We start from the raw sequence: 26,202 nt of genomic DNA, 5'->3' as shown, positions 1-26,202 counted from the left end.
GTTGTTGTTATTGGCCGCAGAAATTCGGTGGGCGCTTGTCCATGGCCGCGCGCAGGGCTTCGGCGCCATCGGCACTGCGCCCGCACAACAGCCCGGCGGCCAGTTCGGCCTGCAATTGCTCGGGCAGGCTGCGGGCGGCGCCTTCGCGGATCAGCGTCTTGGTCTGGGTGAAGGCGAACGTCGGGCCGTTGGCCAGGCGGGTGGCCAGCTGCGTGGTGTGGGTGTGCAGTTGCTCGTCGGCAACCACTTCGCCCACCAGCCCGGCAGCCAGTGCGCGATCAGCGCTCCACAGCTCGTCGAGGAACAGCAGGCGCTTGGCGTGTTCGCTGCCGATCAGCCGTGGCAAGTGCCAGCTGGCGCCGGCATCCGGCGAGTAGGCCATGCTGGTGTAGCCGGCCTTGAAGCGCGCCGACTGGGCGGCGATGCGCAGGTCGCAGCACAGCGTCAGGTCCATGCCGGCGCCGACGGCGGTGCCGTTGATCGCGGCAATCGTGGGTTTGTCGAGGGTGTGCAGGCGGGTCATCAGGGCGTGGGCGGTTTCGGTCCAGCCGTAGGTTTCCAGGGCGCCACGCGATTCGGCTTCGGCCCACTCAGCCAGGTCGGCACCGGCGCAGAAGCTGCGGCCGCTGCCGGTCAATACCACCACGCGCACGGCGGGGTCGCTGTTGAACGCATCGAGCAAGGTATGCAGGTGCTTGAGGGTCGGAATGTCCAATGCATTGCGCTGTGGGCCACGGTTGAGGGTGATCCAGGCAACGCCTGCTTGCACATAGGTGAGCACGGACGAATCGGTAGGCATGGCTTCCTCGAATTATTTTAATTGGCGTGAGGGGTGCGACATGACGAAATACTAAACGAGTGTTCAGTAAGGAGGCAATCGGCAAACAGCAAATTTTTTCAGAGGGCAAATACCGGCCTGAACAGTGCGTTCAGGCGGCGAGAAAGGCTCAGGGTTTGAGCAGGTAACGCTGGCGCCCGCCGCTATGCAGGCCGTCGACCCACGCCTCGCAGATCTGGATGCCCTGCTCCGGGGTAAAGGTGCCGGGGTTGAGCCCGGACTCCAGCCACAGCCCGTCAAGCAAGGCGCTGAGGGCGATGGCGGCGAGATCGGCGTCGAACTGCTGCCAGCCTTCCTCCTTGGCCATGTCGGTCAGGGCGGAGCGCATGATGGTGCGGTACTCACCGTAGGAATGTTCGTGAGCCTGGTTGATAGCAGGCGCCGTTTTCACCGCGCCCCAGAACACCAGCCAGGCATCGAGCAGTTGCGGGTCGAGCAATTCAGCCGAAAACGAACCCCGGAACAACGCCGAGAGCCGCTCGCGAGGGTCCGGCGGCGCCTTGGCCATGGTCTCGCGCAGCAGGCTCATGACTTGACCGGTGATCGTGCGGTAAGCCTCGGCCACCAATTCGTCCTTGCCGGAGTAGTGGTGGCTGATCAACCCGACCGACACCCCGGCCTCGGCACTGATCTTGCGGATCGAGGCGCCCTGGAAACCATCGCGCTTGAGGCACGTGAGCGTGGCCTGGACCAGATTGGCCTTGCGCAATTGCGGCTCCATGCGGGAGAAGCGGGATTCCTGGGTCATGGGGCAGTGTCCTGGTTGAGTCGGCTGCACGACTCTACATCAGTCACGGAACCCCGGCGACACCCGATCCAGCATCCGCAGCACGCGGTAAAGAGTCCTTTTCGGATTCGACGGTTTTTCCGAAGGAACGACGGGCGGATACTCGACTCCATTGTTCACACCTCTTCAGGAGTTACTGATGTCTATCCCGACCCAAAACGTCCCCGCCTTCGGCCTCGGCACCTTCCGCCTGCAAGGCCAAGTGGTGATCGACTCCGTGAGCACCGGCCTGGAACTGGGCTACCGCGTCATCGACACCGCGCAGATCTACGAGAACGAAGCGGATGTCGGCCAAGCCATTGCCGACAGCGGCGTACCGCGTGACGAACTGTTCATCACCAGCAAGATCTGGATCGCCAACTTCGCCGAGGGCCAGTTGATTCCCAGCCTGCGCGAGAGCCTGCGCAAACTGAAAACCGACTACCTGGACCTGACCTTGATCCACTGGCCATCGCCGGAAGACCAGGTGCCTGTCGCCGAATTCATGGGCCAGTTGCTGGAAGCCAAGCGCCTGGGCCTCACGCGCCAAATCGGTATTTCCAACTTCACGATTGACCTGATGAAACAGGCGATTGCGGCGGTAGGTGCCGAGAACATCGCCACTAACCAGATCGAACTGCACCCCTACCTGCAAAACCAGAAGGTGGTGGATTTCGCTACCGCCAACGGTATCCAGATCACCTCGTACATGACCCTGGCCTACGGCGAAGTGCTCAAAGACCCGATCATCCAGCAAATCGCCGAACGCCATCACGCCACCCCGGCGCAAGTGACCCTGACCTGGGCCATGCAATTGGGTTACGCGGTGATCCCGTCATCGACCAAGCGCGCGAACCTTGAGAGTAACCTCAAGGCCCTGCAACTGACCTTGAGCGCGGCCGACATGGCGCAGATTGCCAGCCTGGAACGTGGCCACCGCCTGACCAGCCCCAAAGGCATCGCACCGAAGTGGGACTAAACCCTGCTGGCGGGCTCGCGGGATAATTCCCTCAGCCACGGCAACACTCGCAGGCCACCGGTGGCCTGCGGGGGGTCGATGATGTCCATGAAGTGTTCAAGGTTAACGGTGTCTGGCGCGCCGGGCAGCCGTACCAACACGCTGGGTGTTACATCGGATTGGCCCAGGTCCTGGTGATCGTAGACCAGCGCATGGCGTACCTGCGGCTGCGGCCCGACGGCATGGGCCATCAACCCCGCATTAATGATCAGCACGTCAAAGGGTTCGGCCGGGATGGCGGTGAGAATCTGCAGCTCTTCGAAGGTTTGCACCGGGACAATCCGGTGATACCCCAACTGGTTGAGCATTTTTTCGATGTACAGCCGGTGCAGGTGCTGTTCATCGGCAATCAGGATGGTCAGTGCTTTGTTCGGCATGGCAAATCCCTGGGCAGGCTGTGCTCGTCAGTGAGCATCGCCCATTCTCCAGACATATCTCGAAGACAAAATCAGGCTTATTCCCACTTATTGTAGGAATTTTCCCAAATCCGCCAGATGACCATCAACCATCGTCAATGCCGATTGCAATAAGCACTCAGGTAATGATGCAGCTCGCCGATTGCCTCACTGACGGCGTCAACCGCCGAGCCCAAAGCCTTACGTTCCTGCCGTTGACAAACCGACTCGAGCGTTTCACAACAGGCAATCAGCGCCAAGGCCTTGACCATTCGTGCCCCGCCCTTGGCGCGGTGGGCAAGGTCATGCAGCGCGTGAAAATTCGTTGTGTGTTGCAGCGACGGGAGCAGCGCGCGGTCAGTTTCCAAGCTATCGAGCAACGGCTCCAGCAGCTCCTTCAGCGCGGCGTGATCGTCCCCCGTCAACGAGATTAACGTGCTCAAATCGAACGCCACTTCAGTTGCATCTGGACGAGGAAGGGCCGTGAGCGAGGCCAGGGCCGAGCGCAAGTCCTCAAGCCCGGCAGGTTTGAACAGGCATCCATCCATACCCGCTTGCCGACAACGCTCGGTTTCTTCCGGTTGTGCGTTGGCAGTAAAGCCCAATAACAGGCACGGCTCCAGGCCGAACTCTCGCTCATGCGTGCGTATATCACGGGCCAAGGTGTAGCCATCCTTGAGGGGCATGTTGCAATCGGTGATCACCGCATCCGGCTTCTCGGTTCTCCAGAGCTCAAGCCCCTGTATACCTTCTTCGGCAGTAATGATGCGATGCCCCAGGAAGCTCAATTGCCGCGCCAGCAGCAAACGGTTGGCCGGGTAGTCATCCACCACCAGAATGTCCAATGCCCGCGCCGGCTGGACGGCAGGTTGGGGGGCTGATACCTCAGCCGGCAAAGTAGCCGTCCTGGCCAACGCCAGCGTCACGTCCACCCGCGTTCCTTGGCCGAGCACACTGCTCAAGTGCAGCTCACCCTCCATCATTTCACACAGGTTACGGCTGATCACCAGCCCCAACCCCGACCCGCTACGCGCCGATTGCTCGGTATTGCTTCCCTGAATAAACGGGTTGAACAGCCGTTGCTGGTCTTGCGCACTGATGCCAATGCCGGAGTCTTCCACCCATAGCCTGAGGCTCAGCTGGCACGTGTCGGACGCCGGCGAACTGCGCGCGCCCAACCGCACCTGGCCTGCAGCGGTGAACTTGATGGCATTGCTCAGCAGGTTGGACACCACCTGCTTGAACCGCATAGGGTCAGCCAGCACCTGGCAATCAATCAACGGATCAAGCTCTACCTGCAGCGCCAAGCCCTTGGCCCGCGCCAGCCCCTCGAACACCCGCACCACCGACATCAGCAGTTCATGCAGGTTGGCCGGCTCCAGGGCCAGGGACAGGTGGCCAGACTCGATCCGGGCAATATCCAGAATATCGCCAATCAACTCCAGCATACCGTGAGACGCAACCGAAGCCACCTCCAACGCATCGCGGTCGGCGCGGCCCTGCTCGGCATTGGCAAGGGCCAGTTCGATCATGCCGATCACCGCATTCATAGGGGTGCGGATCTCATGACTCATGGTGGCCAGGAACGTAGTCTTGGCGCGGTTGGCGGCGTCGGCATCCTCCTTGGCCTCCTGCAACTGGCCCAATAGGCGCTGACGCTCACTCACGTCCACCCAACCGGCAATCATGCCCACGACGTTATCGTCGCCATCACGGTACGGCAGCATCCAGTGGTAAATGGTTAGCGCCTTGCCACTGGGCAACCTGAGTACCCGATCATGAATCTGCGGCTCGCCACGCTCCATCAGCCGCAGGTAATCGCCATGAAAAGACTGAGCCTGCGGGAGGTTAGTGCTGTCGTTTTCTATCACTGTCTTGCCGATCACCGTTTCGAGCTTGTAGCCGAACACGTCCAGGTAAGCACTGTTGCAGGCCATCAGCCGCCCTTGGCGATCACGCACATAAATCGGATGCGGCGTGCCGTCGATCAACACCCCCATAAAGCGCATCTGGTCGCTCAAGGCGCGTTCGGCCTGGGCACGTTTGCGTATCAGGCTGCGCAGGTAAAACGCCCACCCCAGGGTTATCAGCAGCAATAGCGCCGCCAGGCCAAAACCTTGAATGATCGCGCTGCGATGGCGTAGCCAATGGTCTTCGACGATAACGTCAGTGCGCCACTGGCTGATCAGCTCATCCATTTCCTGAGGCGGGATGCTCAGCAACGCCTTGTCCAGAATCGAATACAACTCCAACTGGCCGCGGTTGACCCCAAATGTCATGCGTGCTGGGTCAGAGCCGACTGTGCTGGTCACGCGCAACGTGTCACGGTACTGAAGGGCGATCAGGTAGCGCGCATTGATTAATGAATTGACGGCCCCCTCGGCGGCGCCACTGCCCAACAGCGCCATGGCTTGTGTGGGGTTCTTGGCCTCCACGAAGTGGATACCGGGGTAATCGCGATTGATGACCTCACGCAGCGCACTGCCCTTGGTAATCGCCAGGCGTTTTCCAGGCATGTCCTCCAAGGTCATCGTCGCCGGGTCGTCGTTGCGGGTGACCAGCACCAGAGGGTTGGTCAGGTACGGCCGAGTAAAGCGCAACTGATCAGAGCCTTCGATACTGGGGGTAATCACCGCCATCATATCCGCCCTGCCAGTGCTGACCGCGTCAATCTGCTGGGGCATCGACCCGCCTGGGACAACGTCGAACTTCAAACCGGTACGCAGGCTGATCCGGGACAACACGTCGGCACTCAATCCGTCCAATTGCCCTTGCGCGGTAAAGGAGGCCAAAGGCAGCATCTGGTCGGACGCTACCACTCTGACCCGGGGATGTTTCTCCAGCCAACGCTGCTCGCCCGTGCTCAAGTGCAATCGCTCAGCACCGAGCAGGCCAAGATTACCGCCACTCCAACGCCGTAATATTTCCATCTGCTCGTTAGCCGGGATCGCCCGCAACGCCGTATTGACGATGCGCAGCAGCCGAGTGTTATCGCGGGAAACAGCGAAGGCAAAGGAGTTGGATTCCAGCGTGGAAAAGTCTGCCATTTGCACATTGTTCAGGTGGTTGCGGCTGATCTGGTAATTGGCGGTGATGGCGTCTCCGAGATAGACATCGGCGCGACCGAACGCCACGGCGCCGATGGCTTCGAAAATAGACGGAAACAGTTCCACACGGGCCTTGGGATAGAAGGCCTGTACGGCGTCGGGCGTCATATAGTGATAGAGCATCGCCACGCGCTTGCCTGCCAAATCGACAGTCAAGGCCTGGGCGTCTCCGGTGCGGGTTACCAGGACCGGTTGATCGTTAGCGTAGGAGCGAGACAAGACCAACTCCGAGTCGCCCGCTTCAAAACCGTTGGCCGTCCCAAGCAAGTCAATGGCGCCTTTCTTGAGCGCTTCGATCACCTCATCGCGAGTGTCGTAGCGCCGAACCTCCACGCTGACATTCAGCGCCTGGGCGAGCAACCCGGCATAGTCGGCCGTGATCCCCTCAAGCTCGTCGTTATTATTCGTCAGTTCGAAAGGCCCGTAATCCGGTGCGGAAACCCCCAGGAGCAACGTACGACGCTCGCGCAGCCAGTGCCAGTCAGCCTCCCCTTGCTCCATGGATGGGCCACGGCTATCCAGGCTGGCGTGCCCCAGCAAACGCAGGGCTTGAGGCTCATCAAGGGCGACCGCCGCCATCGGCAGCAGCCCTATCAACAGGGCAATCATCAACCTTCGAATGTGGGTTGGGGTCATTTCAAATCAGATCAGATGATTACGCTGGGCGAACTTGGCCATGTGCACCACGGATGACATGCACAGCTTGTCTTTGAGCCTCGTTTTATAGGTACTGACGGTCTTGTGGCTGAGTAGCATTTGATCGGCAATCTGGTTGTTACCCAGGCCCAGAGCCAGCATGCGCAACACCTCCACCTCACGGTCCGAAAGCGACTCTACCAGCTGCATCTCCGTGGACTGCAAATCGTCACGACGCACCGAACTGGTCGGTAAGCTGGGAAAACAACTGTAGTTGGACATCACTGCCTTGATCGCCTTTTGCAACTCGTCCAACTCCCCGGTCTTGGAGACGAACCCCATAGCACCGGCACGCATGCAGCGAGAGGAAAAATACTCAGGAATCGCCGCCGTCAGTACCAGCATCTTGCACGGCACGCCCAGCGCCTTGACCCGGGCGATGACCTCAAGCCCACCCAGCTTCGGGATTGCCAAATCAAGAATAATCAGGTCTGGGCGCCCCTCTCTGGCCTTCTGCACAGCATCCGCGCCATTACCCGCCTCATCGATGTCGGTGAAACCTTCTTGCTTAAGCAAGAACCGAACGGTCTGGCGGATAAACGGGTGGTCATCGACTATTAATGCTTTGTTGTTCATAAATATGCCTTGGTGTAAGTAGCCTTACACATCACTCGGAACACAGGTACCTGTGAGAAATGACAGTGCCGACCAACGGCACTGCCCTCACCCGGGACGATAGCCAGGTTGTGCCTGGTCCCTTCGGTTGAAAACGCGGCGAACACGTACAACCAAACCGACGTCGCCTGCTAGCTGCAAGTGCGCAACCTTAGCAACGAAATGACGTTTCACCCGAAGGGATAATCCCACCCACATGTAGGACTTATCCGAGTAAAGTGCCGCCAATCCGGCACTTGGCAAGGCTGACTACGACCACGCTAGTCGGTGGTACTCGGGCTCCAGAAGGCCTGCACCACCAAGGTCGACGTGGAAATACGCGCCACCAGCGCATCCAGTTCGTCGCCATCGACCGATGTCGCGGCCAGGGTGGCCTCGATCTCCACTTCTTCGCTGCCAAAGGGCCGCACGTCGACGTCACTGGCCGGGTAGTTGCAGCGCGCCAGTTCGGCTTCCAGCAAGACCATCACCGCCTGCTGCTGGCTACGCCGCGCGATGACATAGAGGATGTTGGTGACCTCTGCCGACACCACGTCCATCGGCTGGCGGTTGATGTTATTGACGATCGGGCGCAGCAAGGTGTTGGCCGCCAGCACAAACAGCGTGCCCAGCAACGCTTCCAGGATCAGGTCGGCACCGGCACACGCACCGACGGCCGCCGAGGCCCAGAGCGTGGCAGCCGTGTTGAGCCCACGCACGTTGCCCTCTTCGCGCATGATCACGCCGGCCCCCAGAAAGCCTATGCCCGAGACCACATACGCAACCACACGTACCGCGCCTTCCGCGCCGCCCAGGCGGCTGGCCATGTCGACAAAAATCGCCGCACCCACCGCCACCAGCACATTGGTGCGCAAACCCGCCGTGCGCTGGCGGTACTGGCGCTCAAAGCCGATCAAGCCACCCAGGATAAACGCCGCAGTGAGGCTGACCACGGTATCGACCAAGGAATTGAGGTTGATGTTGTTGATTGCTTGCATAAGAGATCTCCCTGAACGCAGCAGCCTAATTTAAGCCACCGCCGACCCGAAAACCTTCGTGCAGGTACAACCGTGCGCACCGCGCCGGTGTTAAAGGCACAGTCAGCTTGGCCCGCCCACCGTAAAGGTAGGCGTGTCCGTCGCAGCCTCGACCAAGGAATTGAGGTTGATGTTGTTGATTGCTTGCATAAGAGATCTCCCTGAACGCAGCAGCCTAATTTAAGCCACCGCCGACCCGAAAACCTTCGTGCAGGTACAACCGTGCGCACCGCGCCGGTGTTAAAGGCACAGTCAGCTTGGCCCGCCCACCGTAAAGGTAGGCGTGTCCGTCGCAGCCTGAATGATTTCAGGTGCTGGTCAGCGTCGATGAGAGGGGTTCGGGCAGGCGCCAGGACAGGCGCTGCCGGGATGCCGCTTCTCGCTTTTTGAGGCGAGACAACGGCATAGAAACAATGCGCGTTACCTTGCCAAGTAGGTGCCGGTTACCGAAACCGGCCGACGACTGTCACTCGAACAAGTACCCACGAGGGTCTTGTAGTGGTCAACTGATCCCGGACACGATGTTAAGTTTTTTTTCGGCCTGAGCCGGTGGCAGCCCACCATTAAATTGGTGCGGTCGAATCCAGTTGTACCGGTGCATCAAAAAATGGCTGATATCCCGCTGAGCTTGTTGGACCGTCGTGTAGCCCATGGTCGGTATCCACTCGGTTTTCAGGCTCCTGAACACAATCTGGGCGGGTCGCCGCATCGCGGCGATGGCATCAACTGGTTATGCCTGACACACCGAGGTGTCTGCATCGCAGCGGTGCGGCGACCCGACAAGCCAGCTCCCACAGTAAGCGGTGTACATCCGCGGTTACGGCGTACCCGGTCGATCCCGCTCGACCCTTTCCAGGTATTCATCAATCCGGCCACCTGCCAACGCCTTGACCTGAATCGACACCGTATTGACCTGCCGCCCCATCGTAATCCCCTCCCGCGTACGCACCTGCACATACCCAAGTTTGGGCCAGAAACGCTCCGCCTTGGCATTGCCGACCACCACCGTCAGCCGCAACCACTGGGCGCCTTTGCCCAGGGCCCACGCCTCAAGTTCGGTATGCAGCCGCCGCGCCAGCCCGCTGCCATGCAAGCGCGTATGCACCAGCAACAGCCCGATATGCCACGCCCCGGCTGCAAGCAAGTCGGCGGCGATATTTACCACGGCGACCAATTGACCCGCAGCATCGCGGTAACCCAGCCAGTACAGGCGACTGCAGCTCCAGCCTGCGGGCAGGTCACCCTGCAACTCTTCACGCGCTTCAGTAGGCGTCGCGGGTTCGCCGTTGACCGCGATGAAGTAGTCGGGGGCCTGCTCGAAGAAGTGCTGCAACTCGGCCTCATCGGCCAGGCCACCCAGCTCCAGCTGTCGCGTATCGCTTGAATCACGTCCATACAGCCTCCTTGCGCCGAAGCACGTCAGTCGTCCCGCGTCAGCACTTCCAACAACTCAATTTCAAAGCGCAAATTGCTGTTGGGCTTGATATGCGCGCCCATCGAGCGCTCACCGTAGGCCAGGTGCGCAGGCACAAACAGCGTGCGTACGCCGCCGACCTGCATGCCCATCAGCCCCTGGTCCCACCCCTTGATCACCCGCCCGGTGCCGATCACACATTGGAACGGCTTGCCGCGTTCCCAGGAAGAATCGAACACTGTGCCGTCTTCCAGAGTGCCGGTGTATTGGGTGGTGATCAGCGCGCCTTTGACCACGGTTTTGCCGGTGACCTGCAGTTCGTCGTTGCTCATAGGGGGCTCTTTGAATGCGTAAAGGCTGGGGTTTTCCCAGAATTGGGTAGGTTTGGCAAGTGCGGGAGCGATCAAAAAACACCCCTCCTGTGGCGAGCGGGCTCGCCACAGGAGGCGGGGCAACCCTTTATAGCCAGTGCCAGAACCGTTGCTCATAGGGGGCTCTTTGAATGCGTAAAGGCTGGGGTTTTCCCAGAATTGGGTAGGTTTGGCAAGTGCGGGAGCGATCAAAAAACACCCCTCCTGTGGCGAGCGGGCTCGCCACAGGAGGCGGGGCAACCCTTTATAGCCAGTGCCAGAACCGGCTCCAAAACCCGCGCCCCAAATCATCCTTGCACCGCGCATATTGCGCTGCATACAGCTGCGACCGCGCCTGCACTTTGCTCGCCACCGGCGGCAGCCAGGCTTTAGCCGCATAGGTGCGCTGGCGGTAGCCGCCCCAACCTTCGTGGTAGTTCAAGTACTGGCCGTAGGCATCGTATTTGTACACGCCGTTGACGGTGTAGGTCTTGTCCATGTACCAGCCGACAAAGTCGATGGCGTCGTCGAAGTCCTGGCGGCTGGCGCCGCTGCGGCCGGTGCTTTTGCGGTAGTCGTTCCACACTTCATCCTTGGCCTGGGCGTAGCCGGCAGCGGTAGAAACGCGGCCCCAGGGGATGATCCATAGCAGGTATTTGCGTGGCGCCAAGGCATCCTGACGGAAGCCGGACTCCTGATACATGATGGCGAACGGCACTTGGATCGGCACGCCCCAACGCTTTTGCGTGACCTTGGCGGCGTCGTACCAGTCGTCCTTTTCGCGGAAGATGCCGCAGATGTCATTAGGCGTGCGTGGCGGCGAAGTACCGCACGCCGCCAGCATGGAGGTGAGTAATAACAATCCGACGGCTTTGCCTGCGCTCAAGGGGCACCTTTGCGTGATTCGCGTAAAAAGCCGACATTTTACGCATTCATTGAGGCAGGTGGAGAAACTCAAGCCAACGGCACGCGACGGTTAGTCAGTGCCATACGACCGACAAAGAAGCTCAGCGCTGCGCCCAACAACAACATCGCCAGGGTGCTCCAGGCAGCACGGGACAGTTGCTTGGCCGCCACTTCACCGGCTTCACGGGCTTTCTGTTCAGCCTGTTGTTTCAGCTCAGCCACTTTTTGCATGGCCTGCTCATAAGCTTGGGCATAGTTGTCAACGATCTGAGTGGCCTCCTCCTTGCTCTTGCCGGTGCGGGCGGCAACGATGTTGACCAGTGCGTCTTTGTCAGCGGCATTCAGCGCTGGCTCACCGGACGCTTTGACGCGCTCGAACCATTGCTTCAACGCATCGCCGGCCTGGGCAGGATCGGTCGCCGCAGCAGTAGCCGCTTGCTTGCCCTCGGCGCCCGCCTGGTCAGCCTTCTGTTCAACGTTGGCCGGGTCCAACTCAGGCTTGCCGCTTTGCTTGAGCAGGGTATCCAGTTCACCTTGCAGGCTGTTCCAGTCCAGCTGGATGCCTTGCTCGTTCAACTGTTGTTTGACGCTGTTACCAATGCCCGGCGCAGCCGCCGCGATGCCGCTACCGGCAGCGGACAAACCTTTGCCCACCACGTTGCCGGCGGTACCGACCACGCTGGCGGCCAAACCCGCCAGCAGCCAGGTGGTGAGCAAGGTGGTGACGGTCCAGGTCAATACGCCGTGCAGGCCGCCGCGGTCAGGTGCGGTGCGCCCGGCCACGAAGGCACCCACGCCGATGGCGATCAGCGTCGACACAAACAACCAGATCCCGGCGCCGGTGCCGAAACCGCTCAGCGGGTTACCCGCTTTCATCGGGTCGACGGCACTCGCGCCGATGGCCGTACCCAGCACACTCAGCACCAGGTAGGTCACCAGTGCAATTGCACTACCGGCCAATACCGAACTCCAGGACACACGAAACAGCGAACGATTGGTTTCATAGACAGTAGTCATACAGAGGTCCTTCACACGTTATGAGAGCAAGGCAAAATGCCTTGATGGTTGGGAGTGTGGCGAAAGGACATACGTTCAGTCGTGGCCCAAATGCACCAGTTCAACTGGTGCATTCGCACTTCCTCATGCGCACATTCTCTGCACTATCCTCAACCCCGGGTGTCGTACCCCCATGTGCCGTCTACCGGGAGAAACCATGAGCCAGGATGTCCTCGCCAAAGAAACCAACCGCCGCCAATTGCAGCAGATCATCTCCGGGCTGTCCGACGGCGTGATACTGGCCGAAGTCGACCAGACCATCCTCTGGGCTAATGAAGCCGCGTTGACCATGCACGGGATCAGCGACGTCGAGGCGCTCGGTGCCAATACTGCGGAATATGCCAAGCGTTTCGCCCTGCGTTACCGCAACAACCATCCTTTAGCGCTGGACAGCTACCCGCTCAGCCGGGTGGCGGCCGGTGAAGAATTCAGCGATGTGGTGGTTGAAGTCACCCCCACCACCGGCGAAGACCGCAGCTGGGTCCACCGCTTGCGCAGCCTGGTGCTGACCGACGCTCACGGTGAGCCGGAACTGTTGGTGCTGATCCTCAGCGACGCCACCGAATGGGCCAGCGCCGAGCAGCGCTTCGAGAAAACCTTCAATGCCAACCCGGCGCCCGCCGTGATCTGCCGCTTGAGCGACCTGCGCTACATCAAGGTCAACCAGGGTTTTTTAGAGATGACCGGCTACAACCGCGATCAGGTCATCGGCCGCTCGGTGTATGAACTGGATGTACTGGAACAGGCCGAGCGTAAGGACCTGGCCATCCAGCGCCTGAGCGAAGGCGCGACCATCCCGCAGATGCAGGCCGAGCTGCGCCTGCCCGAAGGCGGAAGCAAACTGGTGATCGTCGCGGGCCAGCCGTTGGACATGAACGAGGAAGACTGCATGCTGTTTTCCTTCACCGACCTGGAACCGCGGCGCAAAGCGGAAATTGCCTTGCGCCAAAGTGAGGAACGCTTCGCCAAATCTTTCCGCCTGACGCCGGTGCCAACCTTGGTGTGCAGCGCGGCCAACCGGCAGGTGGTGGATATCAACGAAGCGTTCATGAACATCACCGGTTTTATCAGCGAAGAGCTGATCGGCAAAGCCGTCGAGGACATCAACTTCATCGACAGCGCCCAGGCCTTTGCACAGCTGTTCGCCACCCTGGAAAAAGCCGGCAACCTCGACGGCCAGGACCTAAAGGTGCGTAAGAAAGGCAACGAGGTGATCGACTGCGTGGTCTGGGCCGACACGGTGCTGATCGAGGATGTGCCCTGTTACCTGCTGGTGATGATGAACATCACCGAACGCAAACGCTCGGAGCTGGAACTGGTGGCGGCCATTGAGGAAGTGATGCAGGACGCCTCGTGGTTCAGCCAGACCCTGATCGAGAAATTGGCCAACGCCAAGAGCGTCAACAACAGCCCCAACCTGCCGAACGTGGCCTTCACCGACCTGACCGCCCGTGAGCGCGATGTGCTGGGTTTGATCTGCGAAGGCCTGGCCGACAAGGAGATCGCCTCGCGCCTGAAACTGGCGCCCAACACCGTGCGTAACCATGTGGCCACGGTGTACTCCAAGCTGGGGGTGCACAGCCGCAGCGCAGCCATCGTTTGGGCCCGTGAACGCGGGTTGTTTGCCGGTGAATTGCGGGTCAAAAGCAAGAAATAGAGTGCAAATGCACTAGTGCAACCAGTGCAAATTCGCCTTATTTGCGCATGACGCGGTGCTTAACCTTGAAGAGTGGGCACAGGGCCTTGGGCCCTGTGCCGTGATGATTTGACCTCTTGAAGGAATGCACCATGAAAAGCGAACAAGTCAAAGGCGCCGTGGAGAAAGTCACGGGCAAGGCCCAGGGTTTTCTCGGCGACCTGACCGGTGATGAGCAGTTGCAAGCCGAAGGGGTTGCCCGCCAGGCCGCCGGCCAGTTGCAGCAAACCTACGGCGACGCGCTCGACACTGTGAGTGATTTTGCCAAGCACAAACCACTGGCTACCGTGGCCGTCGTCGCCGGTATCGGCCTGTTGGTGGGCTTGTTGCTGCGTCGTCGTTGAGGAGGCTGGGCACATGTTTACCCTCTCCCAACTGCGCAACTGCATCGAAGAAGCGCTGTTGCCCCTGACCTGTGAATTCACCCTGTGCCGTGACGCCTCGTTGACCTTAAAGGTGTTCGATGCCCAGAGCGGCCGGGTCGACTTGGTGGTGACGGGCATCAGCGTGAACAAGTTGCAGTCCACCCACGCAGTGGAAAAGATGGTGGAAGAACTGCGCTATGAGCTACAGAGCAACACCATGGGGCATCTGACCCTGGAAGACCTGCCAATGTCGCCTTCGGCGTCATGACCGCGTTGGTCGTGGTTTCAACGACGCTCCAATGAAGTAAAACACCCCGCCCCCGACGATAAACGCCCCCAACATGTAGAACATGGAGTGGGCCGGCAGGCTGGCCAGCACCAGCCCACACAACACCGGCCCCAACGCTGCCCCTAGGTTGGACAGGTTCTGCGCGCCGTAATACATGCCCCGCAGGTGGTCCGGGGCGATTCGGTCGATAAACATGTACTCAGCTGGGAACACGATGATCTCCCCCACTGTAAACACCGCCATCGCCAGCACCCACCACAGCACGCTGGTGGCCAGGGCAAACCCGATCACCCCCAACATGAACATGCCCAGGCCGGCGATCAGCCATTGGCTCAGATAACGGTGCGAGATGCGCCGGCCAATCACGTACTGCAAGGCAATCACCAGCGCGGCGTTGGTGGTGAGCACGGCGCTGATCACGGTGTAGGTATATTCCGCGGTGGTGGTCGTCACCAGGTACTGCGACAGGTAGGCAGTGAACTGGCCGAACACCACGGCACTGAGCAAGCCGCCAAGCGTGAAGCACACCAGCCGATGGTCCCGCAGCAGCACGCGGCCGACGGCGAGAAACGCCAGCGTTTTTTGCGTGGCATCGACGGTAGCCAGCGTGCGATCGCCCCAACGCCAGTACAGCAGGAAAAAACCCGCCCCCAGCAGCGCCGAGAGCATGAACGGCAGGCTGATATCGAGCTTGGCCACCATCGCGCCAAAAAACGGGCCGACGGCATAGCCGATATTGGTCAGGGTGTACTTGATGGAAAACACTTCGCTGCGCGCGTCTTCCGCCAGCAAGCTGGCAAAGCCGGCTTTGACGGCAATGTCGATAACGGCATAAGCCAGGTTGATCAGGATCAGGCAGCTGTAGAACAGCCAGATATCATCGGCCACTAGCGTGCCGACAAACCCCAGTACAAACAGCGCACTCAAGCCGAGCAGCAGCCGGTAACTGTTGACGCGGTCGACCAGGAAACCGCCGTACACGCTGAGCAATGAGCCGACGATCAATGAACTGCCGATCACCAGGCCAACTTGGGTAATGTCGAGGTTGAAGTGACGGGTGAGGTAAATCACCAGGTACGGAAAGGTAATCGCCTTGGCCAGCGTCAGCAGCAACGTGGCGCACAGCAACAGGTTCACGGTGCGAGGGTAACTTCTTATTGTGGCAAGCATCCTGCTCTCGCTCTTTGAAGGTAACGCGACCAGTGTTGCGCGTTACCTTAACGCAAGCGCCAGGAAAAAAGACCGGTCATTTCTTGACGGGGGTGATCTCGAGAATGGTGCCGTTGGTGGTCTTGAGCAGCACAAACTTGTCACCCACACGGGCCCATTGGCTGTCTGCTTCAGGCTGCTTCAAACCGCGCTTTTTCCAATCGCTGACCGCCGACTCCTTGCGCATCAGCATATCCGGGGCACGGTCGCCTTCTTTCAAATCACGGGCGTTGATGCTTGAAGGCGGCACGGTTTCTTGCGGGGTATCACCGGCCTGCACGACAAAGCTGGCGGTGGACAGGCCGGCGGTGAGCAGCAGGCAAGCGGCTAGGGTTTTAGACTTCATGGGTGCTCCTTCAATGAATGGTGCGTACCCAGGTTCCGACCGCGGGCGCACGGAATCATTCAGCCAACTCCTTTCAAGATTTTCATCGCCCCCTCTGTGGCGAGGGAGCTGCCGCTGGTGTGCCTTGGTGGAACACCATCCGCCACTGCCCCTCCTCCTCGCGCCATACTGAACTGCGCAACGAGTCCCCTACGCCTTCGCGATGGCAGCGATAAGTCACCAGCGCCAGTCCCTGCCCGAGCAACTTCACGGCGAACTCAGTCATGCGCCGTGCCGAAAACACCTCGTCCTTCAACCCGGCAATCACCTCGGCCTTGCTGCCCCAGACATTGCCACTGGCGCCAAACTCAACGAAATCGTCCGCCAGCAACTGCGCCAATCGCTCCGTATCCGAGCGGGTGGTGCATTGCTGCAGCGCCTGTTCCAAGGCGAATAAATGCTGCTCCAACTGCATGCCCATTGCCCCCATGAAATTAATCCTGTAATTTTTCATGAAATTTCTTGATATAAATTTCATGAGCCAACAACAAGAACTTGACGCCCTGGCCGTGCTGATCCACGACTTGCGCAAGCACAAGAGACTCACCCTGGCGCAACTCGCGCAAAAAATCGAGCGCTCGGTGGGCTTCCTTTCCCAGGTCGAACGCGGCCTGTCGCGCCCCACCGTGGCCGACCTGACCGCCATCAGCCACGCCCTCGATGTGCCCACCACCTACTTCTACAGCCTGCCCAAACCCAAGGCGGTGGATTGGGTCACCCGCCCCAACGAACGGCGCACGGTGTATTACGCCAATGGCATCACCGACATCCTCGTCTCGCCCAGCATGAACGGCGCCTTTTCGATGCTCGACAGCTTGCTCGCGCCCGGAGCCAACAGTGGTGAACACACCATGAGCGACCGCGCCGAGCAGGCCGGTTTTGTGCTGGAGGGCGAGTTGACGCTGTGGGTGGAAGGCGAGCCGGATTCGGTCACCCTCGGCCCTGGCGACAGCTTCCACCTGGCCAGTTTCGCGCATTGCCGCTACGCCAACCTGACTGATCTGCCCGCCCGCGTACTGTGGGTTTACAACTAGGAGCAACCCCCGTGAAAAACCAGTCTTCCACGTTGCTGGCCGAAGTACGGACCTTTCGCCAGAACCACCCCGACGTGCGTTACGTCGACCTAATCGCCCTGGACATTCCCGGGCATTTCTACGGCAAGCGCTACCCGGTGGACATGCTCGAAAAGGTCGCCGCCGGCAGCCCGCTGAAGCTGCCGCAAAACGCCGTGCTGCTCGGGGCGCAGGGTGGGCTGTTCAAGATTGGTGACTATTGCTTTCACGACGGCGACCCGGATGCCAACCGGCGCTTGGTGCCGGGCACGCTCAAGCCGGTGAGCTGGGAGTCGCAGCCGCTGGGGCAGATGTTGATCACCTCGGATGGCACCGAAGCGCCGATCGAATTCGAACCTCGCGAAGTGCTGGCCAAGGTGCTGGAGCGCTTGCAGCACAAAGGCATTCATCCGGTGGTGGCCTTTGAGCTGGAGTTTTACCTGTTCGATAAGAAGCTCGACAACGGCCTGCCGCAATTCGCCCGCGACCCGCTGAGCGATGACGCCGACGACCAACCCAACCTGCACATCGAACGGTTGTCGCGCTTCAGCGAGGTGCTCGACGACATGGCACAAACCGCCAAGGACCAGGGCATCGACATCACGGTGATCACTGCCGAAATCGGTCCCGGCCAGTTCGAAATCAACTTCGGCCACCTCGAAGACGGCCTGCGCGCCGCCGACTGGGCCGCCCTGTTCTGCCGCAGCACCCGTGGCGTTGCACTCAAGCACGGTTACCGCGCCAGCTTCATGGCCAAACCCTACCTCCAATACCCCGGCAGCGGCATGCATGTGCATGTCAGCCTCTACGACGCGGCGGGTAATAATTTGCTCGCCGCGCACCAGCAGCAACCGCTGCGCCACGCGGTGGCCGGCTGCCTGGAATTGCTGGCGCATTGCATGCCGATCTTCTCGCCCAACCACAACGCCTTCCGCCGTCTGGGTGGCACGGTCAACGCCGCAACCCGCGCCAGCTGGGGCTTTGAAGACCGCGATGCGTGCGTGCGCATCCCCGAGTCCGACCCGCGCAACCTGCGCATCGAGCACCGCTTGGCCAGTGCCGATGCCAATCCGTATCTGGTGCTGGCGGCGATTCTGGCAGGGCTTGAGCATGGCCTTGAAGCCAAGCAAGAACCTATCGCCCCCCTGAACGAAGACCGCCTCAGCGGCACCGATTTCCCCGTGGAAATGCTCGAGGCCGTACGCGCCATGCAACATCAACCGATATTGCGCGATAAGCTGGGCGCAGAATTTGTCGACGTGTATTGCGAGAACAAACGCCAGGACCACCTGGCCTTTCAACAAGAGATCAACGCGCGGGAATACCGCTGGTTTCTCTAACCCCTGGAACCACCGATGACCGAGCCCACTCAAGGAAATCTTCAACGTCGAACGCCTGCAACACATCGCCGTCGAGATGTCGGCGGTATACCCGGCGTTCGATGCCAAGGGCTTTCTCAAGCACGCGAAGGTGGGGCTTGCCGAGTTGTCGGTGATGCAGCGCATGGCGCGGGTCAGCGAAAGCCTGCATGCGGTGATCCCACTGGGCTACGCGCAAACCCTCAAGCTGCTTTACGCCCTGGCGCCGCGCCTGAACAGCGCCTTTGTCTGTCTGTTCCTGCCGCACTACGTGGCGAGTTACGGCCTGGGTGACTTCAAGCGCTCCATGGCCGCGCTCAAGTACTTCACCACGTTTGGCTCTGCCGAATTTGCCATCCGCCACTTCTTGCTGCACGACTTCGAGCGCACCTTGGCGGTGATGCAGGAATGGTCGCTGGATGCCAACGATCACGTGCGCCGCCTGGCCAGTGAAGGCTCGCGCCCTCGCCTGCCGTGGTCCTTTCGCCTGGCCCAAGTGCAGGCCAACCCCGCGCTGTGCGCGTCGATCCTGAATAACCTCAAGGCTGACAGCAGCCTGTACGTACGCAAGTCGGTGGCCAACCACCTCAACGACATCACCAAGGATGACCCAGGCTGGGTGCTCAGCCTGATCGAAGGCTGGCACCTGGATAACCCGCACACTGCGTGGATTGCCCGCCATGCGCTGCGCAGCCTGATCAAACAAGGCAACACCCGCGCGTTGACGCTCATGGGCGCCGGGGCCAAGGCCGAGGTGAAGATTCATCACCTGGCCGTCACCCCGGCGGTGATCAACCTGGGCGAGCGCATCAGCCTCTCGTTCAGCCTCGAATCCACCGCTGCCACCGCGCAAAAACTGGTGGTGGACTACGCCGTCGACTACGTGAAAAGCGCCGGTCATAGCGCGGCCAAAGTGTTCAAACTCAAGGCATTTACCCTCGGCGCGGGCGAGCATCAGAGCATTCGCCGCGAACAACACATTCGTGAACTGACCACCCGCAAGCACTACCCCGGCACGCATTGGGTGCATGTGTTGGTCAACGGCGAGAAGCTCGCCAGCGCCGAGTTCGAACTACGAAAACCATGATACACATCAAAGAAAAGGCTCTAGCACGGGGCTTTCAGCCAGATAGATTGTCGAACAATCCTGGCTTTTTTTGTTGCGACCCATTATCATCCGTCGCCTTCTCACTACCCGTCGGGTAGTTGTTTCAATGTGTCACCCGAGGCGCCAATGTCCCGTTTGTACCGATTTTCGTGTCACCGCTCTTTGATTGCTATCAGCCTGGGGCTGGTTACCCATTCCGTCAGCGCCGCACTGCAACCCATGGCCGAAGCCCCGTTGGCCAGCGACACCGAGCTACATTGCCACTTCAACCGCGACGCCAGCACCGACTGCACCACCACACAGCACTACACCATCCTCAAGCCCAACGGCCGCGAGATCCTGTCGCGCATAGACTTCGATTACTCCGAAGGCGACACCTTTGAAGTGGTCAGCGCGCAATCCACCCAACCTGGCGCCAAGCCGGTCGCCCTGGATGCCGCGCAAATCGACACGCGCACCGCGCCCAACCCTGACCAGGGCTTCAGCCGCGACAAGCAGACCTCACTGGCTTTCCCGAACCTACGCGTGGGCACACAGATTCGCTACACCGTGCGCAAACATCACGCCGCCAAACCGTTGGTGACCCAGTTTCACTATGCCCTTACGTTTGGCCCTAGCGCGTTCCGTCGCGACCACATCAAGGCGCGCTTTACCGCCGAGCGACCGATCCAGTGGCGCAGCGAACTGCTCGACGGTTTCACAGTGACCCCGTCGGCCAATGGCAAGACGTTGGACGTGGTGCAAAAAGCCCCGACCTATCTCAACTACATCAACGAATCTTCCAGCGCCGCGCTGTTACGCATCCCGCGCCTGGAAGTGGGCAGCGCCCTCGATCGCCAGGCGTATTTCGGTGATTTTGCCCAGCGCTACAACCAGATCCTCGCTGCCAACCTGCCTGCACAAGCGGCCGCCGCGGTGGCAGCCGCAAGCCGCTTGGCGCCGGCGGAACGGGTCGCCGCGCTGATGCAGCACATCAATGATCACTACCGTTACCTGGGCGACTGGCGCGCCACGGAGCGCGGTTATGTGCCGTTCGACCTGGCTGAAATCGAGCAGCATGGTTATGGCGATTGCAAAGACCTGGCGATCTTGCTGACCGCGATGCTCAAAGCCAGCGGCATCAAGGCTGAGACCGCCTGGGTCAGCCGCGGCGACGTGGCGTATGCATTACTGATCCCCGGCACCAATGCGCCGGATCATGCGATCGTGCGCACCGAAGTGGACGGCCAGGTCTGGTGGCTGGACCCGACCAACCCGGTGTTCGCCCCAGGCCAGACCATGCCCGACATCCAGGACCGTTGGGTGCTGGTCAACAATGCTCAGGGTCAAGTACGCGAAGAACAGATCCCGCTGGAACACCCCGAAACCACCTTGCGCCTGGATAAACAGGTGCACTTCGACAAACAGGGCAATGGCGCCACCCAGGCCACCATCACCTTCAGCCGCCTGCCGCTGATGCAAATGAGCGTGGCCGACCGCCAACAAGGCACCACCGCCACCGACCAGAACCTCTGCGCCCACTTTGGCAACGACATCAGCGACTGCCAGATCACCCGCCCGCCCACCGCCTTTGTGGTGCACGACGGCTACACCGTCAACGCAACCCTGAACGACCAGCGCGCCCTGGAAAAACTGGCGAATGACTACGTCTATACCGATGAGTCGCTCAAAGGCCGCTGGGATGGCTTCATCAACTACCGCCGCCACGATCAACAGGCCGACCTTTACCTGGGCAACCCTGAGACTTACGACTACAGCTTCACGCTGACGGGCGGAAAAATGGAAAAAGCCATTCCCGGCTGCCAGGTGCGCTCGCCGTGGTATGACCTGGACCTGGAAGGGAAACGGTTGGACGACGGGCTGCGCTATCACTATCGCCTAAGCCAGAAGACGCGTTGGCTGACCCATGCCGAGGTTGCCAGTGAGGCGTTTGGCAAGATGATTGACGAAGCCCGGGCGTGTGCCGAGCAGGTGCATCAGGTGGTGAAGCTTTAAGGTAAGTGAGCCCCCTTGGGTCCTGTAAACGCAGAGCCCATGTGGGAGCTGGCTTGCCTGCGATAAACCGCGAGAACTCGGTCAAAATTGTGGGAGCAAGCCCGCTCCCACATTTTTGATCCGGCCTACTCAGTGAGATTCGCCCAGCAGCAACCCCTGCTCGCGCGCGCACAACTCCACCACGTAATCCCACAACACCCGCAACCGCACCGACTTGTGCAGCTCCCGGCGCGAGCTGATCCAGTAGCTACGCTCAATCCCCTCCCCCGGCAGCAATGCCACCAAATCCGGGTCACCCGCCGCCATAAAGCACGGCAACACAGCGATGCCCAAACCCGAACGCGCCGCCTGGTGCTGGGCAATCACGCTAGTGCTGTGAAACACCACCTTGGGGTTGCGGCAGAAGCTGCTAAGGAACTTCAATTCCTGGCTGAACAGCAAGTCATCCACATAATCGATCCACGCATGCACGGCGAGGTCTTCACGTTTCTCGATGGGCGGGTTGCGCTCCAGATAGGCGCGGCTGGCGTAGAGCGCCAGGCGGTAATCGGTGAGTTTGCGCGTGACCAACTGGTCGACGCTGGGCCGTTCCAGGTGGATGCTGATTTCCGCTTCGCGGTTGAGGATGCTGACAAAGCGCGGCACAGCCACCAGTTCCACTTCCAAGCCCGGGTAACGGTCGAACAACCCGCCCATGCGACCGGCGAGGAACATCACACCCAAACCTTCGGCCACACCGAGGCGAATTTTGCCCAGCGGCGCAGCGGAATGAGTGAGTTCGTCTTCAGCCAGCAGCGCGACGTTTTCCATGGCTTCGGCGTGCTTGAGCAGGGCTTCGCCAGAGGGCGTCAGCTCATAGCCCTGAGCGTGCTGCACGAACAGCGCAGTGCCGAGGCTCTTCTCGATGGCCTCGATATGCCTGGCCACAGTGGCGTGGGTGGTCTTCAGGCGCTGCGCGGCGGTGATCAAGCGGCCGCTGCGTTGCAACTCGAGAAAAAACCGCAGGTCATTCCAGTCGAACATGTCGCCTCCAATGCGAGAGCCTGAGCCGCGCTGTTTAAAAACGCACAGCAGCTGGGTAAAAACTAACATTTTTAAGACGAAAACTAACAACTAGGATGGGGCCAACAAGAAAAACAAGCGAGACCTCAGATGCCCATTGCAGCTGCTGAATACGATTACGTGGTAGTAGGCGCCGGCCCCGCAGGCTGCTTGCTGGCCAATCGACTGTCCGCCAACCCCGCCAATCGCGTGCTGCTACTCGAAGCCGGTGGCCGCGACAATTACCCCTGGATCCATATCCCCGTCGGCTACCTGTTCTGCATCGGTAACCCGCGCACCGACTGGTGCTTCAAGACCGAAGCCCAGGAAGGCCTGCAAGGCCGTGCGCTGAGTTACCCACGCGGCAAGGTGCTGGGCGGCTGTTCGTCGATCAACGGCATGATCTATATGCGCGGCCAGGCCCAGGATTACGACGGTTGGGCGGCCCAGGGCAACCCGGGTTGGGCCTGGAACGATGTGCTGCCGTTGTTCAAGCAGAGCGAAAACCATTTTGCCGGCAGCTCGGAATTTCACAGCGATGGCGGCGAGTGGCGCGTTGAGCAACAGCGCCTGCACTGGCCGATCCTGGATGCCTTTCGCGACGCGGCGGCGCAAAGCGGTATCGCGCCGATCAGCGACTTCAACAGGGGCGATAACGAAGGCTGCGGCTACTTCCAAGTCAACCAGAAGGCCGGAGTGCGTTGGAACGCGGCCAAGGCGTTTCTCAAGCCGATCCGCCAGCGGCCCAACCTGACCGTGCTGACCGACGTCGAAGTGGACCGCGTGGCGCTGGAAAACGGCCGCGCCTGCAACGTGCTCGGGCGTCAAAACGGCCAACAGATGAGCTGGAAAGCGCGCAAGGAAATCGTGCTGTGCGCCGGTTCCGTGGGCTCGCCGGGCATCCTCCAACGCTCAGGGATCGGCCCCTCCAACGTGCTCAAGCCGTTGGGCATCGACGTGGTGCACGAACTGCCGGGCGTGGGCGGCAACCTGCAGGATCACCTGCAATTGCGGCTGATCTACAAACTGGAAAACGCGCGCACCCTGAACCAGATCGCGGGCACCGTGTGGGGCAAGATGGGCATGGGCCTGCGCTACCTGTATGACCGCAGCGGCCCGCTGTCGATGGCGCCCAGCCAGCTCGGCGCGTTTGCCCGCTCCGGCCCGGAACAGACCTCGGCCAACCTTGAATACCATGTGCAGCCGTTGTCCCTGGAGCGCTTTGGCGAACCTTTGCACGCGTTCCCGGCGTTTACCGCTTCGGTCTGCGACCTGCGCCCACAAAGCCGTGGCCGTATCGATATTCGCTCCGCCAACCCGGCGGATGCACCGTTGATTCGGCCCAACTACCTCAGCCATCCGGAAGATCTGCGAGTCGCTGCCGATGCGATCCGCCTGACTCGGCGCATCGTGGCCGCACCCGCCTTGAGCCAATTCAAACCGGTGGAATACCTGCCGGGCGATTCACTGCAAACCGAAGAGCAACTGCACGAAGCCGCCGCGCGTATCGGCACGACGATCTTCCATCCGGTGGGCACCTGCCGCATGGGCAGCGACAAAGACGCGGTGGTCGATGCCCAACTGCGCGTGCATGGCGTGCCGGGCCTGCGTATCGCCGATGCCTCGGTGATGCCACGCATCACGTCCGGCAACACCTGCTCACCGACACTGATGATTGCGGAGAAAGCCGCGCAGTTGATCCTTTCGCCGAACACAAGGAGCCTCGCCCCGCAGAAAGAAACGGTTCATGCAATCTGAATAGCGGCGCCGCACCCGGCGCCGACAGTGGAACAACAATAAATAATCACTGTGAGGGTTACCCGATGTCAGAACATGCTCAACCCCTGGGCTCGGCCGTCAGCGCGAGCACCGGCAGCGAATCAAGAAAAGTCATCTTCGCCTCGTCCCTGGGGACGGTGTTCGAGTGGTATGACTTTTTCCTCTACGGCGCCCTGGCGGCGGTGATCAGCAAGCAATTCTTTGCTGGGGTCAACGACACCACGGCGTTTATCTTTGCCTTGATGGCCTTTGCGGCCGGCTTTGTGGTGCGCCCGTTCGGCGCGCTGGTGTTCGGCCGCCTGGGCGACATGATCGGGCGCAAGTACACTTTTCTCGTCACCATCATCCTGATGGGCGTGGCCACGTTCTGTGTCGGGCTGTTGCCGACCTACGCCAGCATTGGCATTGCCGCGCCGGTCATCCTGATCGTGCTGCGTATGCTGCAAGGCCTGGCGTTGGGCGGTGAATACGGCGGTGCAGCCACTTATGTGGCCGAACACGCGCCGGCCGGCAAACGCGGCTTGCACACCAGCTGGATTCAATCCACCGCCACCCTCGGCCTGTTGCTGTCGTTGCTGGTGGTGCTGGCCTGCCGTTACTTCACCGGCGACCAGTTCGAAGTCTGGGGCTGGCGCATTCCGTTCCTGTTTTCCATCGTGCTGCTGGGCATTTCCACCTGGATCCGCATGAGCCTGCATGAGTCGCCGGCTTTCTTGAAAATGAAAGAAGAAGGCAAGGCCAGCAAGTCACCGATCCGCGAGTCTTTCGGCAAATGGGAAAACCTCAAGGTGGTGCTGATTGCGCTGTTCAGCATCAACGGTGGGCAAGCGGTGACTTTCTACGCGGCGCAGTTCTATGTGCTGTTCTTCCTCACCCAATTCCTGAGGATGGACCCGGCCCTGGCCAACATGCTGTTGATCATCAGCGTGGTGATCGGCGCGCCGTTCTTTATTCTGTTTGGCTGGCTGTCGGACAAGGTCGGTCGCAAGCCGGTGCTGATGCTCGGCCTGCTGCTGGCGACCGCGCTGTACTTCCCGATCTTCAAGGGCCTGGCGCACTACACCAACCCGGCGATGGACCAGGCCAGCCGTCAGGCACCGATAACTGTACTGGCGGACCCGGCCACGTGCACCTTCCAGTTCGACCCGGTGGGCAAGGCGCGGTTTGACAGCCCCTGCGACAAGGTCAAGACCTTCCTGGTCAAGCAAGGCCTGCCGTACAGCAGCAGCGCCGCGCCAGCGGGCAGCCCAGTGCAGGTGAGCGTGGGTGATGTGCGCATCGACGGTTTCGACGAAGCGGCCCTGCGCGGCGCAGTGACATTGGCCGGCTACCCGACTTCGGCGGATGTGGCTCAGGTCAACAAGGTGATGGTGGTGGTACTGATCGTGGTGCTGATCCTGATCGCCGCCATGTGCTACGGCCCACTGGCGGCACTGATGGTGGAACTGTTCCCGACGCGCATCCGCTACACCTCGATGTCGCTGCCTTACCACATCGGTAACGGTTGGTTTGGCGGGTTCCTGCCGACTGTGTCGTTTGCCTTGGTGGTATACACCGGCGATATTTTCTATGGCCTGTGGTACCCAGTGGTGGTGACCGGGGTGAGTTTGATCGTGGGGTTGTTCTGCCTCAAAGAAACTCGGCATGTGGACATCGATAACAACTGAGTCAGCTTCAAGGGGCAAGCTGCAAGCGGCAAGTAGGAGCTGATCGGCCTCTACTTGCAGCTTGTAGCTTGAAACTTAAAG

At 60.5% G+C, this 26,202-nt stretch carries 24 protein-coding genes and 1 pseudogene; 10 read left to right on the top strand and 15 right to left on the bottom strand.

What is annotated here, in order from left to right; all coding sequences use genetic code 11:
- Nucleotides 1-7: 7 nt before the first annotated feature.
- The gene (locus GJU48_RS09555) at nt 8-799 is read right to left on the bottom strand and encodes an enoyl-CoA hydratase/isomerase family protein (RefSeq protein WP_094952815.1); all 792 of its coding nucleotides are present in this window, start codon (nt 797-799) and stop codon (nt 8-10) included.
- A gap of 148 nt (nt 800-947) precedes the next feature.
- The gene (locus GJU48_RS09550; protein ID WP_094952814.1) at nt 948-1,586 is read right to left on the bottom strand and encodes a TetR family transcriptional regulator C-terminal domain-containing protein; all 639 of its coding nucleotides are present in this window, start codon (nt 1,584-1,586) and stop codon (nt 948-950) included.
- Between the two features lie 178 nt (nt 1,587-1,764).
- Here GJU48_RS09550 and dkgB point away from each other — a divergent pair, with 178 nt between their 5' ends.
- Nucleotides 1,765-2,583, top strand: coding sequence for a 2,5-didehydrogluconate reductase DkgB (gene dkgB, locus GJU48_RS09545; protein WP_094952808.1), 819 nt, complete (start codon nt 1,765-1,767; stop codon nt 2,581-2,583).
- Here the strand turns inward: dkgB and GJU48_RS09540 are convergent.
- The 9 genes and pseudogenes from GJU48_RS09540 to GJU48_RS09500 form a co-directional block, all read right to left on the bottom strand.
- Nucleotides 2,580-2,999, bottom strand: coding sequence for an ANTAR domain-containing protein (locus GJU48_RS09540; protein ID WP_094952807.1), 420 nt, complete (start codon nt 2,997-2,999; stop codon nt 2,580-2,582). The two genes, dkgB and GJU48_RS09540, sit on opposite strands and share 4 nt — an antisense overlap.
- Before the next feature lie 134 nt (nt 3,000-3,133).
- Nucleotides 3,134-6,760, bottom strand: coding sequence for a transporter substrate-binding domain-containing protein (locus GJU48_RS09535; protein ID WP_094952806.1), 3,627 nt, complete (start codon nt 6,758-6,760; stop codon nt 3,134-3,136).
- Nucleotides 6,761-6,766: 6 nt separating this feature from the next.
- Nucleotides 6,767-7,396 carry a response regulator transcription factor gene (locus tag GJU48_RS09530; RefSeq protein WP_094952805.1) on the bottom strand — a complete coding sequence of 210 codons (630 nt, stop codon included), beginning with the start codon at nt 7,394-7,396 and terminating at the stop codon, nt 6,767-6,769.
- Between the two features lie 299 nt (nt 7,397-7,695).
- A complete protein-coding gene (locus GJU48_RS09525; RefSeq protein ID WP_094952804.1) occupies nt 7,696-8,412 on the bottom strand; it encodes an MgtC/SapB family protein in 717 nt (238 codons plus the stop codon).
- 541 nt (nt 8,413-8,953) lie between these two features.
- Nucleotides 8,954-9,151 (bottom strand): annotated as a pseudogene (locus tag GJU48_RS09520) (IS3 family transposase); the annotation flags it as partial.
- Nucleotides 9,152-9,268: 117 nt separating this feature from the next.
- Nucleotides 9,269-9,850, bottom strand: coding sequence for a GNAT family N-acetyltransferase (locus GJU48_RS09515; protein ID WP_155295968.1), 582 nt, complete (start codon nt 9,848-9,850; stop codon nt 9,269-9,271).
- Between the two features lie 20 nt (nt 9,851-9,870).
- A complete protein-coding gene (locus GJU48_RS09510; protein ID WP_094952403.1) occupies nt 9,871-10,197 on the bottom strand; it encodes an FKBP-type peptidyl-prolyl cis-trans isomerase in 327 nt (108 codons plus the stop codon).
- A gap of 283 nt (nt 10,198-10,480) precedes the next feature.
- A complete protein-coding gene (locus GJU48_RS09505; RefSeq protein WP_094952402.1) occupies nt 10,481-11,101 on the bottom strand; it encodes a transglycosylase SLT domain-containing protein in 621 nt (206 codons plus the stop codon).
- A 68-nt stretch (nt 11,102-11,169) separates the two neighbouring features.
- On the bottom strand, nt 11,170-12,138 hold the full coding sequence (locus GJU48_RS09500; RefSeq protein WP_094952401.1) for a hypothetical protein: 969 nt from the start codon (nt 12,136-12,138) through the stop codon (nt 11,170-11,172).
- A 196-nt stretch (nt 12,139-12,334) separates the two neighbouring features.
- Here GJU48_RS09500 and GJU48_RS09495 point away from each other — a divergent pair, with 196 nt between their 5' ends.
- From GJU48_RS09495 to GJU48_RS09485, 3 genes are all read left to right on the top strand, one after another.
- Entirely contained in the window at nt 12,335-13,834 is a 1,500-nt protein-coding gene (locus GJU48_RS09495) for a PAS domain S-box protein (RefSeq protein ID WP_094952400.1), read from the top strand.
- A gap of 131 nt (nt 13,835-13,965) precedes the next feature.
- The gene (locus GJU48_RS09490; protein ID WP_094952399.1) at nt 13,966-14,217 is read left to right on the top strand and encodes a CsbD family protein; all 252 of its coding nucleotides are present in this window, start codon (nt 13,966-13,968) and stop codon (nt 14,215-14,217) included.
- A gap of 13 nt (nt 14,218-14,230) precedes the next feature.
- Complete coding sequence (locus GJU48_RS09485) at nt 14,231-14,506, top strand: DUF1652 domain-containing protein (protein WP_094952398.1); 276 nt, start codon at nt 14,231-14,233, stop codon at nt 14,504-14,506.
- Here the strand turns inward: GJU48_RS09485 and GJU48_RS09480 are convergent.
- From GJU48_RS09480 to GJU48_RS09470, 3 genes are all read right to left on the bottom strand, one after another.
- A complete protein-coding gene (locus GJU48_RS09480) occupies nt 14,501-15,697 on the bottom strand; it encodes an MFS transporter (protein ID WP_094952397.1) in 1,197 nt (398 codons plus the stop codon). The genes GJU48_RS09485 and GJU48_RS09480 overlap by 6 nt on opposite strands.
- A gap of 76 nt (nt 15,698-15,773) precedes the next feature.
- Nucleotides 15,774-16,082: an RcnB family protein gene (locus GJU48_RS09475; protein ID WP_094952396.1), complete on the bottom strand. Its 309-nt coding sequence runs from the start codon at nt 16,080-16,082 to the stop codon at nt 15,774-15,776.
- A gap of 82 nt (nt 16,083-16,164) precedes the next feature.
- Nucleotides 16,165-16,575 carry a nuclear transport factor 2 family protein gene (locus tag GJU48_RS09470; protein WP_256589288.1) on the bottom strand — a complete coding sequence of 137 codons (411 nt, stop codon included), beginning with the start codon at nt 16,573-16,575 and terminating at the stop codon, nt 16,165-16,167.
- Between the two features lie 22 nt (nt 16,576-16,597).
- Between GJU48_RS09470 and GJU48_RS09465 the strand changes: the two genes are divergently transcribed.
- The 4 genes from GJU48_RS09465 to GJU48_RS09450 all read left to right on the top strand — a co-directional run bounded on the left by GJU48_RS09465 (nt 16,598) and on the right by GJU48_RS09450 (nt 21,634).
- Nucleotides 16,598-17,155, top strand: a complete 558-nt coding sequence (locus GJU48_RS09465) for a helix-turn-helix domain-containing protein (protein ID WP_094952395.1) — start codon at nt 16,598-16,600, stop codon at nt 17,153-17,155.
- Between the two features lie 11 nt (nt 17,156-17,166).
- The gene (locus GJU48_RS09460) at nt 17,167-18,513 is read left to right on the top strand and encodes a glutamine synthetase family protein (protein ID WP_094952394.1); all 1,347 of its coding nucleotides are present in this window, start codon (nt 17,167-17,169) and stop codon (nt 18,511-18,513) included.
- Between the two features lie 37 nt (nt 18,514-18,550).
- Nucleotides 18,551-19,618, top strand: a complete 1,068-nt coding sequence (locus GJU48_RS09455) for a DNA alkylation repair protein (RefSeq protein WP_155295967.1) — start codon at nt 18,551-18,553, stop codon at nt 19,616-19,618.
- 156 nt (nt 19,619-19,774) lie between these two features.
- Nucleotides 19,775-21,634: a DUF3857 domain-containing transglutaminase family protein gene (locus GJU48_RS09450; RefSeq protein ID WP_094952407.1), complete on the top strand. Its 1,860-nt coding sequence runs from the start codon at nt 19,775-19,777 to the stop codon at nt 21,632-21,634.
- Nucleotides 21,635-21,763: 129 nt separating this feature from the next.
- Here the strand turns inward: GJU48_RS09450 and GJU48_RS09445 are convergent, their stop codons facing one another.
- Complete coding sequence (locus GJU48_RS09445; RefSeq protein ID WP_094952392.1) at nt 21,764-22,657, bottom strand: LysR family transcriptional regulator; 894 nt, start codon at nt 22,655-22,657, stop codon at nt 21,764-21,766.
- 129 nt (nt 22,658-22,786) lie between these two features.
- On the opposite strand from GJU48_RS09445, the gene GJU48_RS09440 reads away from it, so the two are divergent.
- Nucleotides 22,787-24,433, top strand: coding sequence for a GMC family oxidoreductase (locus GJU48_RS09440; protein ID WP_094952391.1), 1,647 nt, complete (start codon nt 22,787-22,789; stop codon nt 24,431-24,433).
- A gap of 65 nt (nt 24,434-24,498) precedes the next feature.
- The gene (locus GJU48_RS09435; RefSeq protein ID WP_094952390.1) at nt 24,499-26,121 is read left to right on the top strand and encodes an MFS transporter; all 1,623 of its coding nucleotides are present in this window, start codon (nt 24,499-24,501) and stop codon (nt 26,119-26,121) included.
- Nucleotides 26,122-26,202: the final 81 nt, after the last annotated feature.

The organism is Pseudomonas sp. IB20, assembly GCF_009707325.1.
GTDB lineage: Bacteria > Pseudomonadota > Gammaproteobacteria > Pseudomonadales > Pseudomonadaceae > Aquipseudomonas.
Note: the sequence above shows the minus strand (reverse complement) of the source record. Positions and strands in the feature narration are given on the sequence as shown.